Annotated in this window: 17 protein-coding genes and 2 pseudogenes; 15 read left to right on the top strand and 4 right to left on the bottom strand. The window is 45.4% G+C overall.

Going from position 1 to position 18,721, the window contains the following annotated elements; all coding sequences use genetic code 11:
• The first annotated feature begins 410 nt into the window (after positions 1–410).
• The 3 genes and pseudogenes from ACFFT4_RS01945 (at position 411) to ACFFT4_RS01935 (ending at position 3,711) form a co-directional block, all read left to right on the top strand.
• Positions 411–2,711, top strand: coding sequence for an RNA-binding domain-containing protein (locus ACFFT4_RS01945; protein WP_378044620.1), 2,301 nt, complete (start codon positions 411–413; stop codon positions 2,709–2,711).
• A gap of 253 nt (positions 2,712–2,964) precedes the next feature.
• A pseudogene (locus ACFFT4_RS35370) lies at positions 2,965–3,151 on the top strand (transposase); the annotation flags it as partial.
• Between the two features lie 89 nt (positions 3,152–3,240).
• Complete coding sequence (locus ACFFT4_RS01935) at positions 3,241–3,711, top strand: caspase family protein (protein ID WP_378044616.1); 471 nt, start codon at positions 3,241–3,243, stop codon at positions 3,709–3,711.
• Here ACFFT4_RS01935 and ACFFT4_RS35405 read toward each other — a convergent pair.
• Both ACFFT4_RS35405 and ACFFT4_RS35400 read right to left on the bottom strand, forming a co-directional pair.
• Positions 3,694–4,284, bottom strand: a complete 591-nt coding sequence (locus ACFFT4_RS35405) for an IS4 family transposase (RefSeq protein ID WP_512699934.1) — start codon at positions 4,282–4,284, stop codon at positions 3,694–3,696. The two genes, ACFFT4_RS01935 and ACFFT4_RS35405, sit on opposite strands and share 18 nt — an antisense overlap.
• Before the next feature lie 119 nt (positions 4,285–4,403).
• Positions 4,404–5,034 (bottom strand): annotated as a pseudogene (locus ACFFT4_RS35400) (transposase); the annotation flags it as partial.
• 290 nt (positions 5,035–5,324) lie between these two features.
• Between ACFFT4_RS35400 and ACFFT4_RS01925 the strand changes: the two are divergent.
• The 5 genes from ACFFT4_RS01925 to ACFFT4_RS01905 all read left to right on the top strand — a co-directional run bounded on the left by ACFFT4_RS01925 (position 5,325) and on the right by ACFFT4_RS01905 (position 9,962).
• The gene (locus ACFFT4_RS01925; RefSeq protein WP_378044615.1) at positions 5,325–6,104 is read left to right on the top strand and encodes a hypothetical protein; all 780 of its coding nucleotides are present in this window, start codon (positions 5,325–5,327) and stop codon (positions 6,102–6,104) included.
• Positions 6,105–6,358: 254 nt separating this feature from the next.
• On the top strand, positions 6,359–7,813 hold the full coding sequence (locus ACFFT4_RS01920; RefSeq protein ID WP_378044614.1) for an ATP-dependent nuclease: 1,455 nt from the start codon (positions 6,359–6,361) through the stop codon (positions 7,811–7,813).
• A gap of 655 nt (positions 7,814–8,468) precedes the next feature.
• Complete coding sequence (locus ACFFT4_RS01915) at positions 8,469–8,663, top strand: helix-turn-helix transcriptional regulator (protein WP_378044612.1); 195 nt, start codon at positions 8,469–8,471, stop codon at positions 8,661–8,663.
• A gap of 3 nt (positions 8,664–8,666) precedes the next feature.
• Positions 8,667–9,125, top strand: a complete 459-nt coding sequence (locus tag ACFFT4_RS01910; protein WP_378044610.1) for a hypothetical protein — start codon at positions 8,667–8,669, stop codon at positions 9,123–9,125.
• Positions 9,126–9,347: 222 nt separating this feature from the next.
• The gene (locus tag ACFFT4_RS01905; RefSeq protein ID WP_378044609.1) at positions 9,348–9,962 is read left to right on the top strand and encodes a flavin reductase family protein; all 615 of its coding nucleotides are present in this window, start codon (positions 9,348–9,350) and stop codon (positions 9,960–9,962) included.
• A gap of 317 nt (positions 9,963–10,279) precedes the next feature.
• Here the strand turns inward: ACFFT4_RS01905 and ACFFT4_RS01900 are convergent, their stop codons facing one another.
• On the bottom strand, positions 10,280–10,375 hold the full coding sequence (locus tag ACFFT4_RS01900; protein ID WP_311284003.1) for a putative holin-like toxin: 96 nt from the start codon (positions 10,373–10,375) through the stop codon (positions 10,280–10,282).
• Between the two features lie 332 nt (positions 10,376–10,707).
• Between ACFFT4_RS01900 and ACFFT4_RS01895 the strand changes: the two genes are divergently transcribed.
• From ACFFT4_RS01895 to ACFFT4_RS01865, 7 genes are all read left to right on the top strand, one after another.
• Positions 10,708–11,103, top strand: a complete 396-nt coding sequence (locus ACFFT4_RS01895; RefSeq protein ID WP_378044743.1) for a MarR family winged helix-turn-helix transcriptional regulator — start codon at positions 10,708–10,710, stop codon at positions 11,101–11,103.
• A 63-nt stretch (positions 11,104–11,166) separates the two neighbouring features.
• On the top strand, positions 11,167–11,553 hold the full coding sequence (locus ACFFT4_RS01890) for a DoxX family protein (protein ID WP_378044607.1): 387 nt from the start codon (positions 11,167–11,169) through the stop codon (positions 11,551–11,553).
• Positions 11,554–11,751: 198 nt separating this feature from the next.
• Positions 11,752–12,228: a GNAT family N-acetyltransferase gene (locus tag ACFFT4_RS01885; protein WP_378044605.1), complete on the top strand. Its 477-nt coding sequence runs from the start codon at positions 11,752–11,754 to the stop codon at positions 12,226–12,228.
• A gap of 16 nt (positions 12,229–12,244) precedes the next feature.
• On the top strand, positions 12,245–13,321 hold the full coding sequence (locus ACFFT4_RS01880) for a CHAP domain-containing protein (protein WP_378044603.1): 1,077 nt from the start codon (positions 12,245–12,247) through the stop codon (positions 13,319–13,321).
• 217 nt (positions 13,322–13,538) lie between these two features.
• Positions 13,539–14,621, top strand: a complete 1,083-nt coding sequence (locus tag ACFFT4_RS01875; RefSeq protein WP_378044601.1) for a FecCD family ABC transporter permease — start codon at positions 13,539–13,541, stop codon at positions 14,619–14,621.
• A 3-nt stretch (positions 14,622–14,624) separates the two neighbouring features.
• Positions 14,625–15,386, top strand: a complete 762-nt coding sequence (locus ACFFT4_RS01870) for an ABC transporter ATP-binding protein (protein WP_378044600.1) — start codon at positions 14,625–14,627, stop codon at positions 15,384–15,386.
• Between the two features lie 10 nt (positions 15,387–15,396).
• Complete coding sequence (locus ACFFT4_RS01865; RefSeq protein ID WP_378044598.1) at positions 15,397–16,407, top strand: ABC transporter substrate-binding protein; 1,011 nt, start codon at positions 15,397–15,399, stop codon at positions 16,405–16,407.
• 114 nt (positions 16,408–16,521) lie between these two features.
• On the opposite strand, the gene ACFFT4_RS01860 is transcribed toward ACFFT4_RS01865, so the two are convergent.
• Positions 16,522–18,336, bottom strand: coding sequence for a family 43 glycosylhydrolase (locus ACFFT4_RS01860; RefSeq protein ID WP_378044596.1), 1,815 nt, complete (start codon positions 18,334–18,336; stop codon positions 16,522–16,524).
• Positions 18,337–18,721 lie beyond the last annotated feature (385 nt).

Here is an 18,721-nt window from a genome sequence, read left to right as displayed (position 1 = left end):
AATAAGGAAACTAACAAATTTCAGATTTATGGATGATAGAGTATAATATGTAGCTAACTTACAACAGGATTGAGGGCGACGATAGTGACTCCAGAAGCGAAGGCAAGATTGCCTATTTATTAAGAAGCTAATTGCAGCCAGAGAGGTTTTTCAAGACATTGGCTCTAATCTGCGTATCGCGGATTAGAGTCAACAGAGAAACAATTGACGTATAGCCTGTTTCGGTTAGTAACTACAAAATTGGGACATTGTAGTTATGAGGGCTTAGGACCTTTGTGTTATGACGGAATATCTAAGAGAGTAGGCTGGATGGCATGCTCGATAGATGAATCATATAGTATAAAAGGAGGGGAATTGTAGAATGGTGGAGAATAATACTACATATCCATAATAAGGAATGAGGGATTTGAATGGATGTTAGAATTCTTAGAGGACTCTTAAAAGATGATGAGCATTCTCTGTTAGATTTTAAAACGATTTTTTATGATATTCAAGATTTCAAGAGCAAAACAGATTTTGTAAAGGATTTAATTTCATTTGCTAACTCAACGATTATCAATCAAGGTTATATTATTTGTGGAATCAAAGACGATGCAACGGGGAATAAAGAGATCGTTGGAGTTGATTCTAAAACTTCAACAGATGACGCTAAGTGGATTCAACTACTAAGTAGCTATACTAGCCATCCAATCGAGTTTAAGATTAAAAAGATAAAACTTGACGTAGAGAACAGGTACATCGTAGTGATCGAAATAAGTACCAATCAAAAACGTCCTATAATTTGTACAAAAGATGCAGGAGAGAAATTAATTAAAGGAAACATATACTATAGAAATGGATCTACAAATGATACAGCGAAAGATTTAGTCACATTAGAGCGGATAATTCAAAAAACGCAGCAATTAAATGAAAAAAATCCTCAGTTCGACCCTACATACAATAAATATTCTAAATTTCCCACGGCCCCTTATTACGAATTTTTCGGCAGGAAAGAGGAAATGGCCGATATAATGTCAAAATTGGTAAATCACCATAAAAATTACCTATTATCGTTGACAGGTGATGGTGGGATTGGTAAAACGTCAATTGCATATAAGATCGCTGAACAAGTAAAAAGTGATATTGAAGTTGGCAAAGGAGATTTTGATGACGTAATTTGGATCAGCGCAAAGGATCAAAGAATATATTTCGATGAGAGGAGAGAACTAGATAGGGAGTTTAATTCACTTGAAGATCTTTATAATAAGATTCTACTAGTTTTCTATGATCTAAACTTTATAAAAGGCTTGAGCACCAAAGATAAACTGAACTACGTAAACGAAGCTTTGAATGGGAATAAATTTCTGTTTGTGCTTGATAACTTAGAAGTGTTCTCTGATGAGGACTTGTCCGAGATTAATGATTTTATAAAAGACACCCCACATGGACATAAGTTTTTACTAACTTCTAGACATGATTTACGCGTACAAGAATTTGTACCAATTAAACAATTTGGCACAGATGTTACAAAGCAATATATAGATAATGTTATTTTTGAATTAAATAAGAATGAACAGGGGAAAGTAGATGAACGAGAAATTAGTTTAAGATTTACAGAATTCTACGAATTGACTAACGGTAATCCACTCTATATTAAGTTTTTTATAGCTCAAATGCATAGGGGAAGGAATCTAAATGAAATTTTAGAAAGAAGAAATGTTGAAAGTGAGAAGCCATTAAAAGCATACTGCTTTGACTCCACCTTATTTAATCTTAGACCTGATGAGTTGGTTCTAATGTACTCTTTAGCTGTGTCCGAATACGGCCATCTATCATTAAATGAATTAATAGGGGTTACCAATTTAGAGCGAGTGCAATTACAGAAAGTGTTAGAGGATTTAATTTCAAATTCGGTAGTATATAAAGAATTTATTAAAGGACAACAAGTATACTTACTTAATGCATTGTTAAAAAGCTATCTGCTGGAAGAAAAGAGGATTCCAGGAGGGGAATTTAATAGGTTAATACAGCGGAGTAGGGCTTTTAGACTATACGACAAAGATATTCCGGAAGAATTTGCGTTTAATTTTGGTTTAAAAACGATAATAAATAAGAACGAAATTATGTCCTTTAATATGTCACTAGAATTGTTATCTAACAAACAAGGGATGGAGGATAATGTCGATTCAATTAGTAAGCTCTACGCAGGCAATTATTTGATGGCTCTACGCCAGACTCTTGGAGACTTGATTCAAGATAAGGCTAGATTCTCCATTTATAACGAAATAAATACAGAGTTTGTTCATGCATCAAATTTTGTGGCTTATGATGAGTTAAAAGTTATGCTAAACGTATGGAAATCGTTGCTTTACATGTCAATAGGAAAACATGATGATGCAATACATGATATAAACTTCGTAACCCAATTGACGTATGAACATAAAAGCTTACTGGCAGTACTTAAAGCCTCAGCACTAAGTAAGAAGGCTGACGAGGAGTATCGATTGCAACGTTATACTAAACACGATGACCTTCGTGATGAGGCAAATGAGCTTTTTATTGCAAATATTGTAGATTTCGTTGCAAAACCTTATTTTTTCTGTATCAAAAGGAATATATTAAGATGCTATCATGCAAACTCAAAGCATTTAAAGAATAATAATCAAGAATATAGAGATTTTACACCTTATGTAACTGATTTTGATTTGCTCAGAAATATTCATTTCTCTTAACATTAATTTAATACATTATGATTATATAAGGTTAGCCAGCTTAATTGTCTGGTTAGCCTTTTTTTGATTTAGGATTGCCCCGGCAGGTAGTCGGCAAGGTGCATCCTGCTGGGGCTCTATAGAGATCGGCATACGATCTTAAAATCACGAACGTGCAATCGACTTGACGGTAGAACTGGGACTGATCGGTGAGACGAGAAGCCCTGTTCGATTTTGTAAAGTCATGAAAAATGTTGCATCATGCACATCAAAGGCAATTAAGGAATGGAAGAAACGTCCACTGTAAGGCGTGTGTGCGGTCGTGTTTCCTGGCCGCGATTCACTTCAAAGTGAAGCAGGATGGCGCCATCGTGAACAAAGCAACTTACATTGTGATCGGTATTGATCTGGACGGCGACAAGGATGTACTGGGGATGAGGATCGCTGAGAACAACGAAAGTTTAATTTATAAGGTTGCTTTTATTTTTAACTATAAGCAGTTAGGATGTTATATATAGGAAATAAAGTCTGAAAGAGTTGGGGGTTAACCATGAATTTAGCAATTTTGTTAGGGGTAAGTGATTATAACGAAATTGATTCACTACCGGGTTGTCGAAATGATGTGAAGTTAGTGTATGATTTAGTTCAGAATACAGATAGATTTCAAGATATTCTATACCTTGCTAATAATACAACGAGTAATAACGTTAAGGAAAAACTCGCGGAGTTTACATTAAAACATAAAGGTAACTCGGAAAGCATCGATGAAGTATTTTTCTACTATACTGGTCATGGATTATTCTCCAAAGAAGAGTTTCACTTGGTGCTAAGTGATTATAATTCGTCTTGGTTAAATAGGACAACGTATAAAAACAGTGAAGTTGATGATTTATTAAAAGGTTTAAGTCTCAAATTAACTGTAAAAATAATTGATGCATGTCATTCAGGAGTTAAGTATGTAAAAGATGTTAATGACATGGAAGTAACTAAGGTACTTAATGCCTCAACTTTCGCAGCATGAAATCGGCAGACAAGCCTTGATATAACTGGGCAAACCAGCCATCCAATTCTGGAGTTGACGCTGAATCATTGCCGAAATCGAATTTCCTGTCTTCGTGGCGATTTCGCTAATGAGATTGAGCAGTTGTTGTAGGGCCTCCGTCCAATCCAGCGTACTGACCTCGTCGCATAGCAAATAAAACAAACCGCCGAGCGTGCGCGCATCCGTACTTTGCCGATGCTGCCAGGCCAGTAGAATATAGCGTGAAAACACAATCGTCGTGTGGCTGATCAGCAAATCGTAGGAGCGGCCTTGAAACTCCTTCTGCAAACGAAGCAGCGACTTGGTACATTTGAAAAAGACTTCAATGTCCCAACGGATTGCGTAAATACGGATGATTTCCTCCACGGAGAGGGTCAGATCCGTCGTCAACACGGCGAGCCATTCGTTCTTCTTTGAGCGATGACAGACGAACACCACATGAACCGGGATGCCGCAAGCCAGCTCCGTTCGGATCGATCGGAGAATGCTGCGCTTCTTGCTTTCTACAGGAGATGCCGCTGTGTACAATTCCTTCAGCGACAGCTTTCTCATGTTCTGATGGACAGTTGGTTCACGCACGCACCTCTCATCGGCGAAGTCATCGCCCGCGGGCTCGACGTCATTGGCATGGTCAAGAACGACAACAAACGTTTCCTTGTCCAAGATCAGAAAGCGGTCGCGCCGGCTGCTAAAGCGCGGTCGAGCATGGACGCCACGACCTGCGGGGCCGATTGAAGCGCTTCCTGCCGACGCTTGTAGCCGTGTGTCCGTTTGTCGATACGCTCGCTCATACCGTTAATTGCCGCTTTGCTCGAACTAAGCAGCGCAAAATCCATTGGCAAGAAGGTATGGCCGTCGGACCAGCCCTTTGTAGTAAGCGCCTGTGGCATGATCTTTGAACCTGGCGAGCAGCTCCACGGCTTTGCTGCGGTTGCGTTCGAACATGGAGTCGTCGATGATGAAGACAGAATCCCGAGCGGCAGACGTAAGGGCGTTGACTTTCTGCACGGTGGCGACGCTTAGCATCGTCAAGAAGCGACGCCAGGCAAAGCTGGAATGATTGAGAAAACGATAAACCGCATCCTTACCAGGGAACGATTCGCCCTTGCTGCTCTCAAGCAGACGAAACCAGTTCTTTTGATGGAACAACAGGACGAAGACGAGCTGGAATAGATGGGTGCAACTGAGTCCAAATCGCTTGCGGAATCCGGCTTGCTTCAAGTGTTGTGTGACTTTTAATTCTTGAAATGCGGGTTTTAATTCGTTTGGCAGTTGATTCAATTCGGATGGATGGGCTATCATAGGGTAGACACCTCTTCGGTTTGAAGTGATTGCTCGACACTCTCACCTTACCAAACGAAGCGGTGTTTTTTCTATTTTAACAGCCATCTATTTGATTGATCGTAAACCTTATAGCTACACGGACTCAAACCGTTTTTGGATCCGCGAAAGTTGAGTTATTTAGCTAAATAAATGAAGGGATCGCTTTCATCTAGTACTGTATTCACCGGGCCTGGCCCGCAGAAGTAATCTTGGAAGCTCAGTAAAGTAGCGGATAACTCTTCAGGGGTCGTAAACAAAGGAGTAGCATTATGTTTCCAATCCAGATAAATGGAAGGCACAAGAACAAGATAAAAATTGTGAATAGAATAGTTGCAGCAGGTTCAATTTTAATAAGTTTTTTTACTTTGCCTATATATGTGACTGTAGCCGTTGCGGTCATATTTGCTTTAATAGGATATCTAATAGAAAAAATGATCTTTGTTTACAATATTGTTCATGTTAATCCTTTTCCTCAAAGAGTGAGAGGGAATCAGCACGTCTCAATAGGATACGGATACACTGATGAAGAAGAACTTAAACCATTCATCTACCTTGTGTATAAAACAAAGGCGGAAGCTATTGAACACTTTCAACAATTTGAGTCTATAGTACTAGGAAGCTTGAACGATGAGGATAATAACTTAGTGTTAAGTATTGTATTTGAGGACAATCTTCGCTATTCATTTTATATTTACCCCAGCCCCTATAGACTTTCAGCTTTAAATACAAAACGGGAAGTAGAGAGCCGATTGGATAAAAACGAGGTAGTGAACTTAAAAGTACTATCGTATATCGAGTTCTTACCAGCAACGTACACTGGCGAGGGAGACCTAAAAGGGATATTTAAGAAATTTCTGCAACAAACCCCGATTGAGTTTAATACTTGTTTTATGAGAAATGGTAATATTATTCCTGTGAGAAAAAAAGCAATAAAGAAATATCACTTAAGGATAACCGATAGAAAAGATTTAAATCCTAGCCTTGATGTTGAATCTAGGATTGGTTGGTTTAACCCACAAGAACATCAAAATAAAAAAATAAGCTTTTAGGAGATAAACGGAAGTTAGTATTCTTGATCTATTCGGTCTGAGAAGTAGATAATACATAAAGGGATTAACCAGTAGAATAGCGTGACTTTGTTATATGATCTTTTCGTTGCTGAAGCCTCAAACGAGGTGAATCGTATCATAAGTAGGGCGAAATTTGATTGTATTTTTAAGTGTAAGCTACATAATTCGACAAAAAAACTTCTTTACCTATGGTATGGTCTACAATAAATACTTCGTTCGGAGGGGAATATATCTTGAAACTCAGTAGAGAGGTAAGAAGATTAGAAAATACGTGGGAGAGGGGAGATTTCCCTAAACACCTAGAATGGTTAGAGATAAAAGGAATCCGTGGGTGGAATGCTGAACGGATTGACTTTAAGTTTCCGATTGTTGCTATTGTTGGAGAAAATGGAGTCGGAAAGAGTACCATATTACAAAGCGCAGCCTCCATTTATAAGGATCCTAGAAAATCTGTAAACCAACAGCTTTATCCTTCTGATTTTTTCCCCGATACTGCATGGGAAGAAAACACTGATATTGATATTAAAGCTTCAATTAAAGAAGGTCCAAATAGTCAGGTGGCTTCTGTAAGAAAACCGGGTACAAGATGGAGAGGTCTTGATACAAGGAGAGAGCGCAAGGTCGAATACCTTGATCTTAGGAGGATTCAACCTATCTATGCGAGAATGGGATATTCAAGGCTTGCGAAGAAATCTGTAAGGGAAGCATCCTCACTTCCATTCACTGACGAGCAACGTGGACGATTTTCAAATATTGTTGGAAAGTCATATAGTAGTGTACGACAATCGCTTACGGACTTAGATGCAAACAGGAGTGTATCGGTAGTCTCGATTAATGGAGTGGAGTATTCTGGTTTTCACCAAGGTGCGGGCGAAGCGACGATTGCTGGTCTGATTTCTCAAGATATTCCGCCCTACAGTATCGTTCTTATCGATGAAGTTGAGACCTCTTTACATCCAAGGGCACAGAGAAGATTACTTCGCGATCTTGCGGATATTTCGCGGGAGAAAAAAGTCCAATTTATAATTACAACACACTCTCCGTATATCTTAGATGAACTTCCTGTAAGTGCACGGGTTTATGTTTTTAATGATAACGGATCAAAAAATGTTGTAAGTGGAATAAGTTCGGAATTTGCTTTGACGAATATGGATGAAACTAACTATCCGGAACTTGACTTATTTGTTGAGGACGATACTGCGAAGATTTTATTAGAAGAGATAATTGCAAAATACCAACTTGAGTATCTTTCAAGATGCTCAATTGTTTCTTTTGGTTCTGCATCTGTTGGAAAATCTTTGGGTTTGATGGTTTCTCAAAATCGCTTTCTACGTCCCACATTAGTTTTCTTAGATGCTGACCAAGACGAAGCAACAGGGTGCCTATTACTACCGGGAAATGACGCTCCTGAGAGACAGATATTTGATGATCTTGAACTAGCAGGTTGGCCGAATGTCGCAAATTTCGTGAATCGGTCTCACGCGCAGTTGGTTAACTTTTCATCACAAGCAACGACACTGCCCAACCACCATGACTGGGTCCCCTACGTAGCTGACAAGTTAATTGTCGGAGGAAATGAGTTATGGAGATCTATGGCTCGTTCGTGGGTAAATAATGTACTACAAGAACAAGTTGCAACAGAAATCATTCAAACATTAACTGAAAAACTAGAGGCAACTCATAATTAGTGAGGTCGTCCCGGCAGTGTTCCTTTTGCCGGGATATTTTATTTGGAAGTATTTCATATAAAATATTTGCTTCACTTAAACCCCATATTTACGCCATAGATCGGGATTTACAAAATATCAAATTTCGCTGTTAGAGTTACTGAGAACCATGTTACAAATAAAGAAATTTTTTCCAACAAGCACTCATTAACTCGTAGGGTCTTGCTGGTTGTTTAAGAGGCGCTCGCTTACTTGGGTTAGAAAGGTTGACCACCTAGCTTGAAAATCTTGATCGGTCGAATCGTATCCGGTAATGAACTTGGTGATATTGCTGAAATTGGGGCACTCCTCGCGCACCTAAGGGTCAAAGATTTGGTTGGCAAAACGATGCCTCCAGTTGTGTTTCTTCTGTTACTCACTATTTTAGCTATCGTGAATGCAGACGGACCAACGGTGTGATTGATTGTACTTCAGACCAACCGCAACAAGAGAAGAATAAGAGCCAAGAAACTGCGTCAGACGAGGGTATGGGGGCTGTAAGAGGTCGTAAGCAAACGACCTTTACAGCCCTTTTTGATGTTCACGATTAGCGGCCTTCAATCATCTGACTGTAATATATATTTTACTTTTTGTCGTGTTTATTATACAATGAGGAGGCGAAAGGAGTTCGGAGTGATTGAAAAACATCAAAATGAAAATAGCCCGAACGGAAGCCGACTTGTCGCAGGAACAATTGGCCGAGACCGTAGGTGTAACCAGGCAAACGATCAATTTGATCGAAACGGGCAACTACAATCCGAGTCTTAAACTGTGTATCGCTATATGCAAAGCGTTGAACAAGAATTTAAACGATTTATTTTGGGAGGAATGAAAGATGGATACGAGGAATGCCGCGAAGGAAGCGAAATTGATCATGAGAACCGCACTAATCGTCGGTGTTATTCTTCTAGCTGCGGGTACAGCGTTTAGTCTGGCGGGAATCAATCCCGTATCGAGCAACAAGGGACTGATTGCTCTTTCGCTCATCCCGTTAAGCGTTGCCCTTGTTTATTTCACGAGGTTTTCCAAAACAATAAACTCCAGTGAAACGATTAAAAGCAGAGTAATACAAGAAACGGACGAACGGTTGGTTGCGTCAAGAAACGAGAAGGATGCCCAATCGTTTAAGATCGTTCAAGTTGCGTTATTTTTAGGCTATATGGGATATACGATATTTGTTCCGGAAGATGTGTTCCAGTCTGTCGGATGGTGGATTTTGATGAGCTTGTTAATGATTTCGTTCCTAACGCGCGCAGTGCTGGCCAAACGATCTTGCGTAAGCGTTGAAAGGTAATCGCACTATTGCATACGGGTATGAGGGCTGTGACAGATTGCCAGAGGGCAGGCTGTTGCGGCCCTCTTTGGGCTAAACAGCTTGCAAACAAGACGGTTACTGAAAACTGTCCGTGCGGTCTTTCGATTTCTTGCTGTCTCATTCCCAAACCGCATAGTCGTCTGCCGGCTTGTGGTATAGTAGGTGCACATTGACCCCACTGAAGGAGTTGTAAGCCAGAAAATGCATGTCGAAATCGAACCTAAAATCTTGTACTTTGGCACTTCGGTCGTGCTTATCAGTACTATGAACGAGGATGGCACCCCGAATTTGGCTCCGATGTCTTCGGCCTGGTGGCTGAATCGTTCTTGCATGCTCGGGCTAAGCAGCAAATCGCAGACCGTCTTGAACCTGATCAGAGAGGGCGAATGCGTGCTGAACTTGCCGTCCGTCGACTTGATTCCTGCGATCGAAAGTCTCACTTTATTGACCGGCCGCAATCCGGTCCCGGAATCCAAGGCAGCCAGGGGCTATCGATTCCAACCGGATAAGTTCGGCATCTCCCAATTGACCCCGCTGCCGTCGCGGGATGTCAGGGCTCCTCGCGTGCAGCAATGTCCGGTTCACTTAGAGGCAAAGCTCGTAAAGGTACACCCATTCGAAGAGCCGAGCTCCTTAGTCGCGTTGGAGGTCCATATTGAGAAAATTCACGTGGAGCAGGCTTTAACGATGGGGGATCATCCTAATTATATTGATCCGTCCAAATGGAATCCGATGATCATGAATTTCTGTGAATATTTTGGTTTAAGCGATCAGCTTTCCGAGTCGCGATTGGCTCCGGTATTTGGACCGGTGTGAACACTCGGCCTATACAATTAGCTTGGAGGGGTTCACCTTCTAAGTCAAAAAAAGGACAAAACCAATCTTCGGCCGGAAAGTAAAGATGATTTTATAGCTGGAGCGATTAGATGTCTTACAGCGAAGAAGAAATATTTACGGGGATTGTGACGGCTGTATCAAATCACTTGTTTATACGTTGTCGCATATGTTAAAATCGCAATAGAAAGACCGAGTGCTGAGAACACTCGGCCTATACAATTGGCTTGGATGGGTTCCCCTTCTAAGTTAAAAAAGGACAAAAGCCCACCTTTGGCCGTGAACCTTAGGGTGGGTTTTTACTTTCTCTTGTAGTTATTCGCGATGTACGTTAAAAGAGCAATAACAAAAGTTGAAAAAGCAATCATGATGAGGATTGCATCTTTTATTTCCATGGCTTCACCCCCTTTCGAAGGGAAACCATGCCCACCCAAGATTCAATTGTACAACCTTATCTTAACGTTAATTCAATAGGCGATCAAGTGTTCCTGTTGGCATGCTTGCGCAGCGATATTCCGCACCCTACTTATTAGCGTTGTAGCTATTTGAGCAGGGGCTCCGCGTCCAACGTAGTACCGGAGACAGCGACGAAACAAGTCTTTACAATTCCGCTTTTCCGAATATAATATAGTTAGAATTCTAATTATCGGGGTGAGCTGCGATTAAAGCGCAAGAGCACGAAGAGCACGAGAATTGGCAGTGGGATAAGGGGCCGATAGGTCGATTGGTGAAAACGGGCTATATTTCGCTTCGCAGAGAGGTGGAGGAGCTCTTGAGACCGCTGGGGTTAACCCATACTCAGTGGAGCGCGCTGGGCGTTATCCGTCATTTTCCGGGGATCTCGCCATCTCAATTGGAGCCGATTCTGATGATTGAACGGCCAAGCGTCACCAGCCTGCTAAACGGGCTGACGAGCAAGGGATGGGTCATCCGCAAGGATCATCCGAAAGACGGGCGTTACAAACTCGTTTATTTAACGGACGCAGGCATGAAGCTGGCCGAAGAGACACAGCACTTCACTTCCGTTGTAGAAGAGCGGATTAAAGAGGGAATGACGGCGGACGAATTCGAATCTTTAAAAACGCTCCTTGTCAAAATGGTCGGGTTGCTCGCAAAGGAGTAACAAATTTTTTTATTCATATAGTTAGAATTCTAACTATATATCTTCGTCAGGAGGAGATCTATTTTGAAAAAATGGATGCGCATTACGGGATGGAGCGTTGTAGGTCTGACTTCGTTATTTTTTGTTCAGAGCGGAATTCAGAAGCTGGCGGGTACGGAACAGATGGTCGATATGTTTCTCAAGTTGGGTTATCCCGACTGGAGTCGAGTCGTAGTTGGACTGGTTGAAATCGCAGGCGCCATTCTGTTGGCTTTGCCGCGCTTGACGCTATACGCAGCGGCAGCGCTTGGAATCCTAATGATCGGAGCAGTTGCTTCCGAAATGCTGGCCGGTCAGAGTTATGGAGCCTTGCTCGCCGGTCAGTGGTTGATCTTATTGGCTCTGATTGCAGGGGCGCGGCTGAGGTTCGTTTTATATTCGAAATCAAGGAGTGGCGCTAGCCAGGGTTGATCCATTCTGGGGAATTTTGACGGAAGGATGTGGTCGGTTGGGTTTTCGTCGCGCGGCATAAGGGAGAACCCTAAAAAAGTCATGGATACATGTTAGTCTATAAAAAAAATCAACATAAGTCTATTTCTTTTTATGAGCAAGTTATATGTTATATAAGCGACCGCGGCGCAAAACGATCCATGAAGGGAGAAGTCCTGCATGATTACGCTCAGGAAAATCACTCTGGAAAACCGACGCTCTATAATTAATTTGGAGGTTTCCGAGGATCAGCGCCGTTTTGTTGCGTCCAATTTGTCAAGCGTGGCTTCGTGTTATGTCCTGGCCACCAACGGGGGACATCCGTTTCCGTTTGCTATTTATGCGGATGAGCTGCCGGTCGGTTTTGTTATGTTGACTTACGGCATCACCGGATACGATGAACCGTCACTGGCGGTTAACAACTACTGCATGATGCGGCTGATGTTGGATAAGCAATACCAGAACCGGGGCTACGGCCGGAAAGCCATGCATAAGATTCTGGAATTTGTCCACACCTTCCCCGCGGGGCCAGCGAATTATTGCTGGATTCCTTATAAACCCGATAACTTTGCTGCCAAGAAGCTTTATGAGAGCTTCGGCTTCCGAGACAACGGCGAAATCTTCAATGACGAGTCTATAACCGTGTTGAGGCTCTGAGCGAGTGGGAGAAAAGGTGAGCGCAGAGAGAGCGAATACGAGACTGGATAGCGTTCGGTCCATTGTTCAAGATATGATCATGTCCATTCCCAGCGAGATCCGGAAACAAGAGTCATGCGTTCAACTGCACGGAGTGTCTGCCTTCGCTGCAATGCTTGCGACGAAACGCCAGCTGGATCGGGAACTTGCGGCCATTGCGGGGATGCTTCACAACTATTACTTTTATAAAACCGGCATTCCTGATTTTCCCGGCCCCAACAGTTCCGAGGCCGTGAGGCCGCTGTTAAGGGATATGAATATTTTGTCCAAAGAAGAGCAGACGACCCTCCTGCGGGCGATCTTCCATCAGGGAGATAGAAGCAGCATTCACGGTCCATGTGAGGAACTCGTCAAGGATGCCTGCTTATTGCATTTTTATTTTCAGAATTCGGCAAGCAGTGCTGCTCCGCAGGATGTCGCCAGACTTAGAAATGTGCTTCATGAATTGGCGATTCCCATGGATATGCCGGGGGAAAAATATAGCTCTGGTGACGTCGAGAATCGTCCAGACACGGATAGACGCAGTAAGCTGGCTGATATGGCGGAAACGTTGGCGGGACTGAACATAGCCGGGGTGCCGGGGGATCAACGCTATCGGGAAATCTGCAAGCATTGGCCTGACGCAGCCGTATATAAAGAATTACAAAACAGCTGGTGTGCCGCTTTTGTATATCATTGTTGTTGGCGGGCCGGATTTCAGCTGCCGATTCGATACCCGAACGGGATATACAGGTTAGCTGGCGTAGGCGCCTGGTTAGAGTGGGCTCAACTGCCCGAAACGGGTTTTCTTTATTATGATGGACACGATGGGTTTGCTCCACAGCGCGGGGATATCGTGATTTATGAGAAGCTGCTGTCGAATGACCCGCATGACCATATCGGCATTGTTTTAGCTTGCGATGACCAAGAAATAACAGTCGCTGAGGGCAACAGAGATAACCGGAATGATTCAGGCGTTGTTCATAGAGAACGAGGATGCTGCATCCTTGGTTATATCCGAATCGACAACAATTACGCATTTGGTTTTAGCGGCGAGTACAATCCAATTTTATGAGGAAATAGCTGAAGGACAACGGAAAGAAGATTAGCCGCATCTGAACGACCAATAAGCCGCCAGACAGCCCAAGGGCTATGGCGGTTTTTTGGCATGTCCGAGCAAACCGATCTCCCAATCATTATTTTGTTGCATTTTTACGCCACTCATCTTATACTATCAACGTGATAATGATAATCATTATCAAACATAACGGAGATTTAGGGAAGAGCGTGAAATGTTGAGTAAAGACGACCTGGACAACCTCGGCACGGGCAAGCGTTATTATCTGTTTATTTTCCTGCTAATCGGTCTGATTTTGTTATCTGTCGTGTATTCGGTGTCTATCGGACAAGTGAGCATTCCCTTTGCGCAATCCAAGGAGATCGTACTGCACGCTTTGACCAATGGTACGCTGGGGTCGCTCGAGAAAGTTCAGAACGACTCCTTTATAAACATTATTTTGCAAGTAAGGATGCCCCGGGTGATCTATGCGCTGTTGATCGGCATCGGACTTTCGCTGTGCGGGACGGTTATGCAGGCAGTGGTGCAAAACCCGCTCGCGGACCCTTACATTCTCGGGATTTCTTCCGGCGCATCGCTGGGCGCAACCTTTGCCATATTGGTGGGATTCGGCAGCGGTGCATATTTGGTGCAGATGGGCGTCGCTTTTGGCGCTTTTGCCGGAGCTATGCTAACCTCGATCGCCGTCCTGCTTTTATCCAGCATCGGGGGCAAGGCAACGTCCGTGAAGCTTGTTTTATCCGGCGTTGTCATCGGCGCGTTATGCGGATCGTTCTCCAGCCTGGTCATTTATTTCGCCAACAACGCGGAAGGCATCAAGACGGTTACTTTCTGGTCGATGGGCAGTCTGGCATCTTCAAGCTGGGATAGGACGCCGATTATGGCGGTTGTCGTGTTGCTTGGAGCGGCGCTGTTTCTATTTCAACATCGGATCTTGAATACGATGCTGCTGGGCGACGAATCGGCAGTTACGCTGGGCATTAACTTAAGCGCGTATCGCAAATTCTACATGATGGTTGTTGCGCTCGTTACCGGAACGATGGTTGCTTATTCCGGAATGATCGGATTTGTCGGCTTGGTGGTCCCGCACATTACGAGGGGGATTTTCGGCACCGATCATAAGAGATTGATGCCGGGGACGCTGCTGCTGGGAGCGCTGTTCATGATCTGGGCGGACATTCTGTCCCGAACGATCATTCACAACGTCGAACTGCCGATCGGAATCATTACCTCGGTTATCGGATCTCCTTTGTTTATCTATATGATTGTCAAGAGAGGTTACAATTTTGGGGGGTAGAAAATGGAGCTGACTGCCAAGGGAATGGGAGTGCGGATCGGCAAAAAGGAAATTGTGAAAGATGTGTCGGTCTACGTGAAAAAGAAGCAGTTTGTCGGGTTGATTGGCCCGAATGGCTGCGGGAAATCAACTTTGCTCAAAAGCATTTACAAAAGTCTGCCCCCGCAGAGAGGAGCCGTATTTCTAGATGACATAGACGTGCTGAAAAGCCCGGAAAAAAAGGTTTCGCAAAACCTGGGCGTGGTCGGGCAGTTTAATGAAATCAGCTTTAATTTGACCGTGCAGCAAATGGTGATGCTGGGAAGAACACCGCACAAGAAACTGCTGGAGTCCGATAATCAAGAGGATTTTGCCATTGTGGAGGAAGCCTTGACGAGAACCCATTTGCTTGAATACAAGCATCGCGGCTATTTATCGTTATCCGGCGGGGAGAAACAAAGGGTTATTCTGGCCAGAACTATTGCGCAGCAGCCGAAATTCATGATTTTGGACGAACCGACCAACCATCTGGATATCCGTTACCAGATTGAGATTTTATCGATCGTCAAGCAGTTGAACATCGGCGTCCTGGCCGCGCTCCATGATTTGGAGATGGCGGCCCAATACTGCGACTACGTGTACGCGATGAAAGACGGGGAAGTTTACGCGCACGGGACGCCCGAAGAAGTGTTGACCTCGGCTACCATTGAAATCCTATATCAAATAAAATGCCAAACCTACACCAATCCGGTTACGAAGGGAATTGGTTTTGCTTATGGCCTATAAGGAGAACAGGATGAAAAAGACTTTATTATTCGGTACGGCTTTGTCTGTTGCGCTGCTCTTAACCGGTTGTGGAAGCTCGGAACCCCAGACCTCGGAGCAATCCGAGACGCAAGCGCACTATCCGCTGACGATTCAAAACTATTCCCGAACAGAGGAAGGCGCGAACTGGGAGAAGAAGGATCAAGTATTCGATCGCGCGCCCGAAAGAATTATGGCCAATACGCGCCCGGCGGCGGAACTCTTGCTGCATCTGGGCCTCGGCGACAAGATCGTTGGTGTGGGAGCCAACTTCGGCGTGCCTGACCCGACGGTAGCGGAACAATATGCGAAATTGAACATCCTGAGCGATGAATATGTCGGAAAAGAAGTCACCTTGGGCACAAATCCGGATTTGGTCTTTGGCCGAAGCGGGTTATTCGCGGATGCGGAATGGGGAGTAGGGACGGTAGATGCGCTCAATGGCATGAAAATCAAAACGTACGTGCTGGAGTCCTCGATTACAGGCGGAACCTATGATTCGATTTATCAAGATATCGAAAATATCGGGAAAATATTTGACGTTAAAGAGCAGGCGGACCGCTTCAGCAAAGAACTGAAGGACAAGCAAGCTTCTATTTCTTCCAAATTGGAAAGTATCAAAGATCATAAAACGTTCGCCTACTTGCACACTAACGATCCGCAAGAGCTGTATGTATACCCGGCCAGCGACGAATCCTTTTTCAACGACGCTTTCGGCATGATCAAGCTGGATAATGTATTCGCGGAAGAAAAAGGGGAGGTCAGCGTCGAAACGCTGATTGCGCAAGATCCGGATATCCTCATCCTGCCTAAGTGGGACGATACGGATCTCGACAAAGTGAGAGAAGAAATCTATGTCAATCCGAAGCTGTCCAGTATGAAAGCCATTAAGAATAAGCAAATTTTTGTTGTAGATTATAACTATTTGTTCGGATACAGCTACAATACGATCGATGGAATGGAGCAATTGGCCAAGGAAATCTACCCCGCGTTGTTTGAATAAATGAAAAGGCTCGTGTCGGTTCGTAATCGACACGAGCCTTTTAACGGGTTCAGCAGACAGCCGTAAGCATTTTCCGCACTCCGCGGAGCTCCATTCTTTCCCGCAACCGGAGATCTACGGATTCAATTTGACGACGACCCGGGTAACGTTAGCCCCTCCCATGCCTCCCTCGAAGCGAATGACGTTGCTCGTGCCCGGATTCAAGCCGATCAGGCGGCTGGCGCTGCCGGTGTAGGTACTCCAGCCTCCCGTGCCGGGCAGCGTAAGGGAATATCCGTTGCCGGTCGGGTCCCCGCTCGAGTGTACCTGGAACGTCGACTGGTTGTCCGCGGAACCGTAGACGACGGTCAGGAGCGCTTGGCCGCCCGTGCCGCCGTCAATGCCGGTCAACTGGAAATAGGAGCCCGGAATATGCATATTTTCAATGCTGGCGCCCGAGCGGGTCGCTCCGCCTCCGAAGGTTACGTTGCCGCCGGTTACCGGATACTCCGTTTCTTGACCGGCCGCCGGAACCAGCGATACGATGACGCGGGAGACATTGGCTCCTCCCATGCCGCCGCTCAGCTTAATGACGTTGTTCGCGCCCGGATTCAAGTCGACGAGCCGATTGGCGCGGCCGGTATAATTGCCCCAGCCTCCTGTTCCCGGCAGCGCCAGGAAATAGCCGTCTCCGGCCGTATCGCCGCTGGCGTCCACCTTGAAGGCCGTTCCGTTGTCGGCGGAGGCGTAAAGCACGGTCAGCAGCGCCTTGCCGCCCGCGCCGCCGTCAATGCCGGACAGCTGGATGTACGAGCCCTGGTTGTGCATGTTTTCGACGTTGCCGCCCGAACGGGTCGCCCCGCCTCCGATGGCAACGTTGCCGGCGTCCATGGCATATTCCGTCTTCAGGGTGTATTGATCGAAGTTCTCGTTGACCAGATCGTAATATTTCACCTCGGTCGCGTACGAGCGCGGTCCGATAGCCGCAACTCCGTCCGGCGTCTGGACGACCTTCTGGATAGTCCCGTCCGGGTTAAAGTTCACCTCGGCGACATTGACGGAGCGCAGCGTGCCGTTGGAGGAGACTTTGGCGTCATGGTAGAACAGGTACCAGTGGCCTTTGTACTGCACGATCGATCCGTGCGTCGTCTCGCTATGGCTTACCGGGTCCAGTAGAACGCCGCGATTGGTCCAAGGCCCGAGCGGATGGCTGCTGGTCGCGTAACGCATCCGATTGGCTCCCGGATTGCCGTCGGCGTACATCAGGTAATACAGGCTCCCCCGTTTAAACACCCACGCAGCCTCATGGAAGTCCTCCAGCTCGGTGAACTGCAAGAGCGGACCGTCGATCGACATCATGTCGGCGCCCAGTTTGGCGCCGTAGCTGACGGCTCCGCCTCCGGCGTAGAGATAGTACGATCCGTCGTCGTCGCGGAAGACGCTCGGGTCGATCAGGTTGCTGCCGGGAAGTCCCTGGATATAACCTTGGACGGTGAAATCCGCGGCGGGCTTGTCGCTCGTCGCGACGCCGATCTTCCACGTATTGTTCCAATTCGTACCGCTGGGATGCGGAAAATAGAAATAGTAGGTTCCGTCCTTGTAAGCCGCGTCGGGCGCCCACATAAAGCCGCCTTCCGGCCGTCCCCAGGGGACGTCGTCGGCGCGCAGAATCTCGCCCTCGTCCACCCAGTCCACCATATTGTCCGAAGAAAAGACGTGGTACTTATCCATCAAATCGCTGCCGCGCGAAGGGAAGATGTCGTGCGACGGGTACACGTAAATCCGTCCGTCGCTCCACACGTGCGCGGAAGGGTCGGCCGTAAACATGCTCGTAAATATCGGATTGCCTGACATGGCGGGCTCCTCCGCCGAAGACGGGGAAATAAGACAGAAGAAAAAGGACAGGACCATCGTCCCCGACAGCAGCACATTCCAAGGCTTTTTTCTCATCAATTTGCCTCCTCGCTATTGAATTTCCGCCGAATCCTTGCGTGCTTCCGCACCTGGTCCAAGTCCGCGGCACGGACGATCGTCCCTCGCCTCCTCTCCCGCCATCTTCATGGATAATAATGTAAATTTGGGAATCACCCCTAGCATACTCCAAGCTCGCGCGTTTCGTAGTGAGGCATTATTAAACTTTCCATTGTCGTTCTTGGCTTCCTTGCTCCGTGGAATCGAAACGTTCGAATTAACAGATATTTTTCAAATATAAAAGTAAAAAAATCAATTTTTTGGCGCTGCGGAAGAGGGTAAGATGAAGGCGCGTCCATGAAAATGAGAGAAAGGGAGGTGCGGCGGCAGCGGCTTTTGAAAGACTGCGGGTCGAATGAGGCAA

It is taken from the genome of Cohnella cellulosilytica (assembly GCF_042431195.1).
Lineage (GTDB): Bacteria > Bacillota > Bacilli > Paenibacillales > Paenibacillaceae > Cohnella > Cohnella cellulosilytica.
Note: the sequence above shows the minus strand (reverse complement) of the source record. Positions and strands in the feature narration are given on the sequence as shown.

What these genes read in the sequence shown, in the direction of transcription:
- ACFFT4_RS35405 (WP_512699934.1), bottom strand. Translation starts at nt 4,284, where the DNA reads ATGAGAAAGCTGTCGCTGAAGGAATTGTACACAGCGGCATCTCCTGTA.
- ACFFT4_RS01885 (WP_378044605.1), top strand. Translation starts at nt 11,752, where the DNA reads ATGATTACGCTCAGGAAAATCACTCTGGAAAACCGACGCTCTATAATT.
- ACFFT4_RS01875 (WP_378044601.1), top strand. Translation starts at nt 13,539, where the DNA reads ATGTTGAGTAAAGACGACCTGGACAACCTCGGCACGGGCAAGCGTTAT.
- ACFFT4_RS01905 (WP_378044609.1), top strand. Translation starts at nt 9,348, where the DNA reads ATGCATGTCGAAATCGAACCTAAAATCTTGTACTTTGGCACTTCGGTC.
- ACFFT4_RS01945 (WP_378044620.1), top strand. Translation starts at nt 411, where the DNA reads ATGGATGTTAGAATTCTTAGAGGACTCTTAAAAGATGATGAGCATTCT.
- ACFFT4_RS01935 (WP_378044616.1), top strand. Translation starts at nt 3,241, where the DNA reads ATGAATTTAGCAATTTTGTTAGGGGTAAGTGATTATAACGAAATTGAT.
- ACFFT4_RS01910 (WP_378044610.1), top strand. Translation starts at nt 8,667, where the DNA reads ATGGATACGAGGAATGCCGCGAAGGAAGCGAAATTGATCATGAGAACC.
- ACFFT4_RS01900 (WP_311284003.1), bottom strand. Translation starts at nt 10,375, where the DNA reads ATGGAAATAAAAGATGCAATCCTCATCATGATTGCTTTTTCAACTTTT.
- ACFFT4_RS01860 (WP_378044596.1), bottom strand. Translation starts at nt 18,336, where the DNA reads ATGAGAAAAAAGCCTTGGAATGTGCTGCTGTCGGGGACGATGGTCCTG.
- ACFFT4_RS01870 (WP_378044600.1), top strand. Translation starts at nt 14,625, where the DNA reads ATGGAGCTGACTGCCAAGGGAATGGGAGTGCGGATCGGCAAAAAGGAA.
- ACFFT4_RS01925 (WP_378044615.1), top strand. Translation starts at nt 5,325, where the DNA reads ATGTTTCCAATCCAGATAAATGGAAGGCACAAGAACAAGATAAAAATT.
- ACFFT4_RS01865 (WP_378044598.1), top strand. Translation starts at nt 15,397, where the DNA reads ATGAAAAAGACTTTATTATTCGGTACGGCTTTGTCTGTTGCGCTGCTC.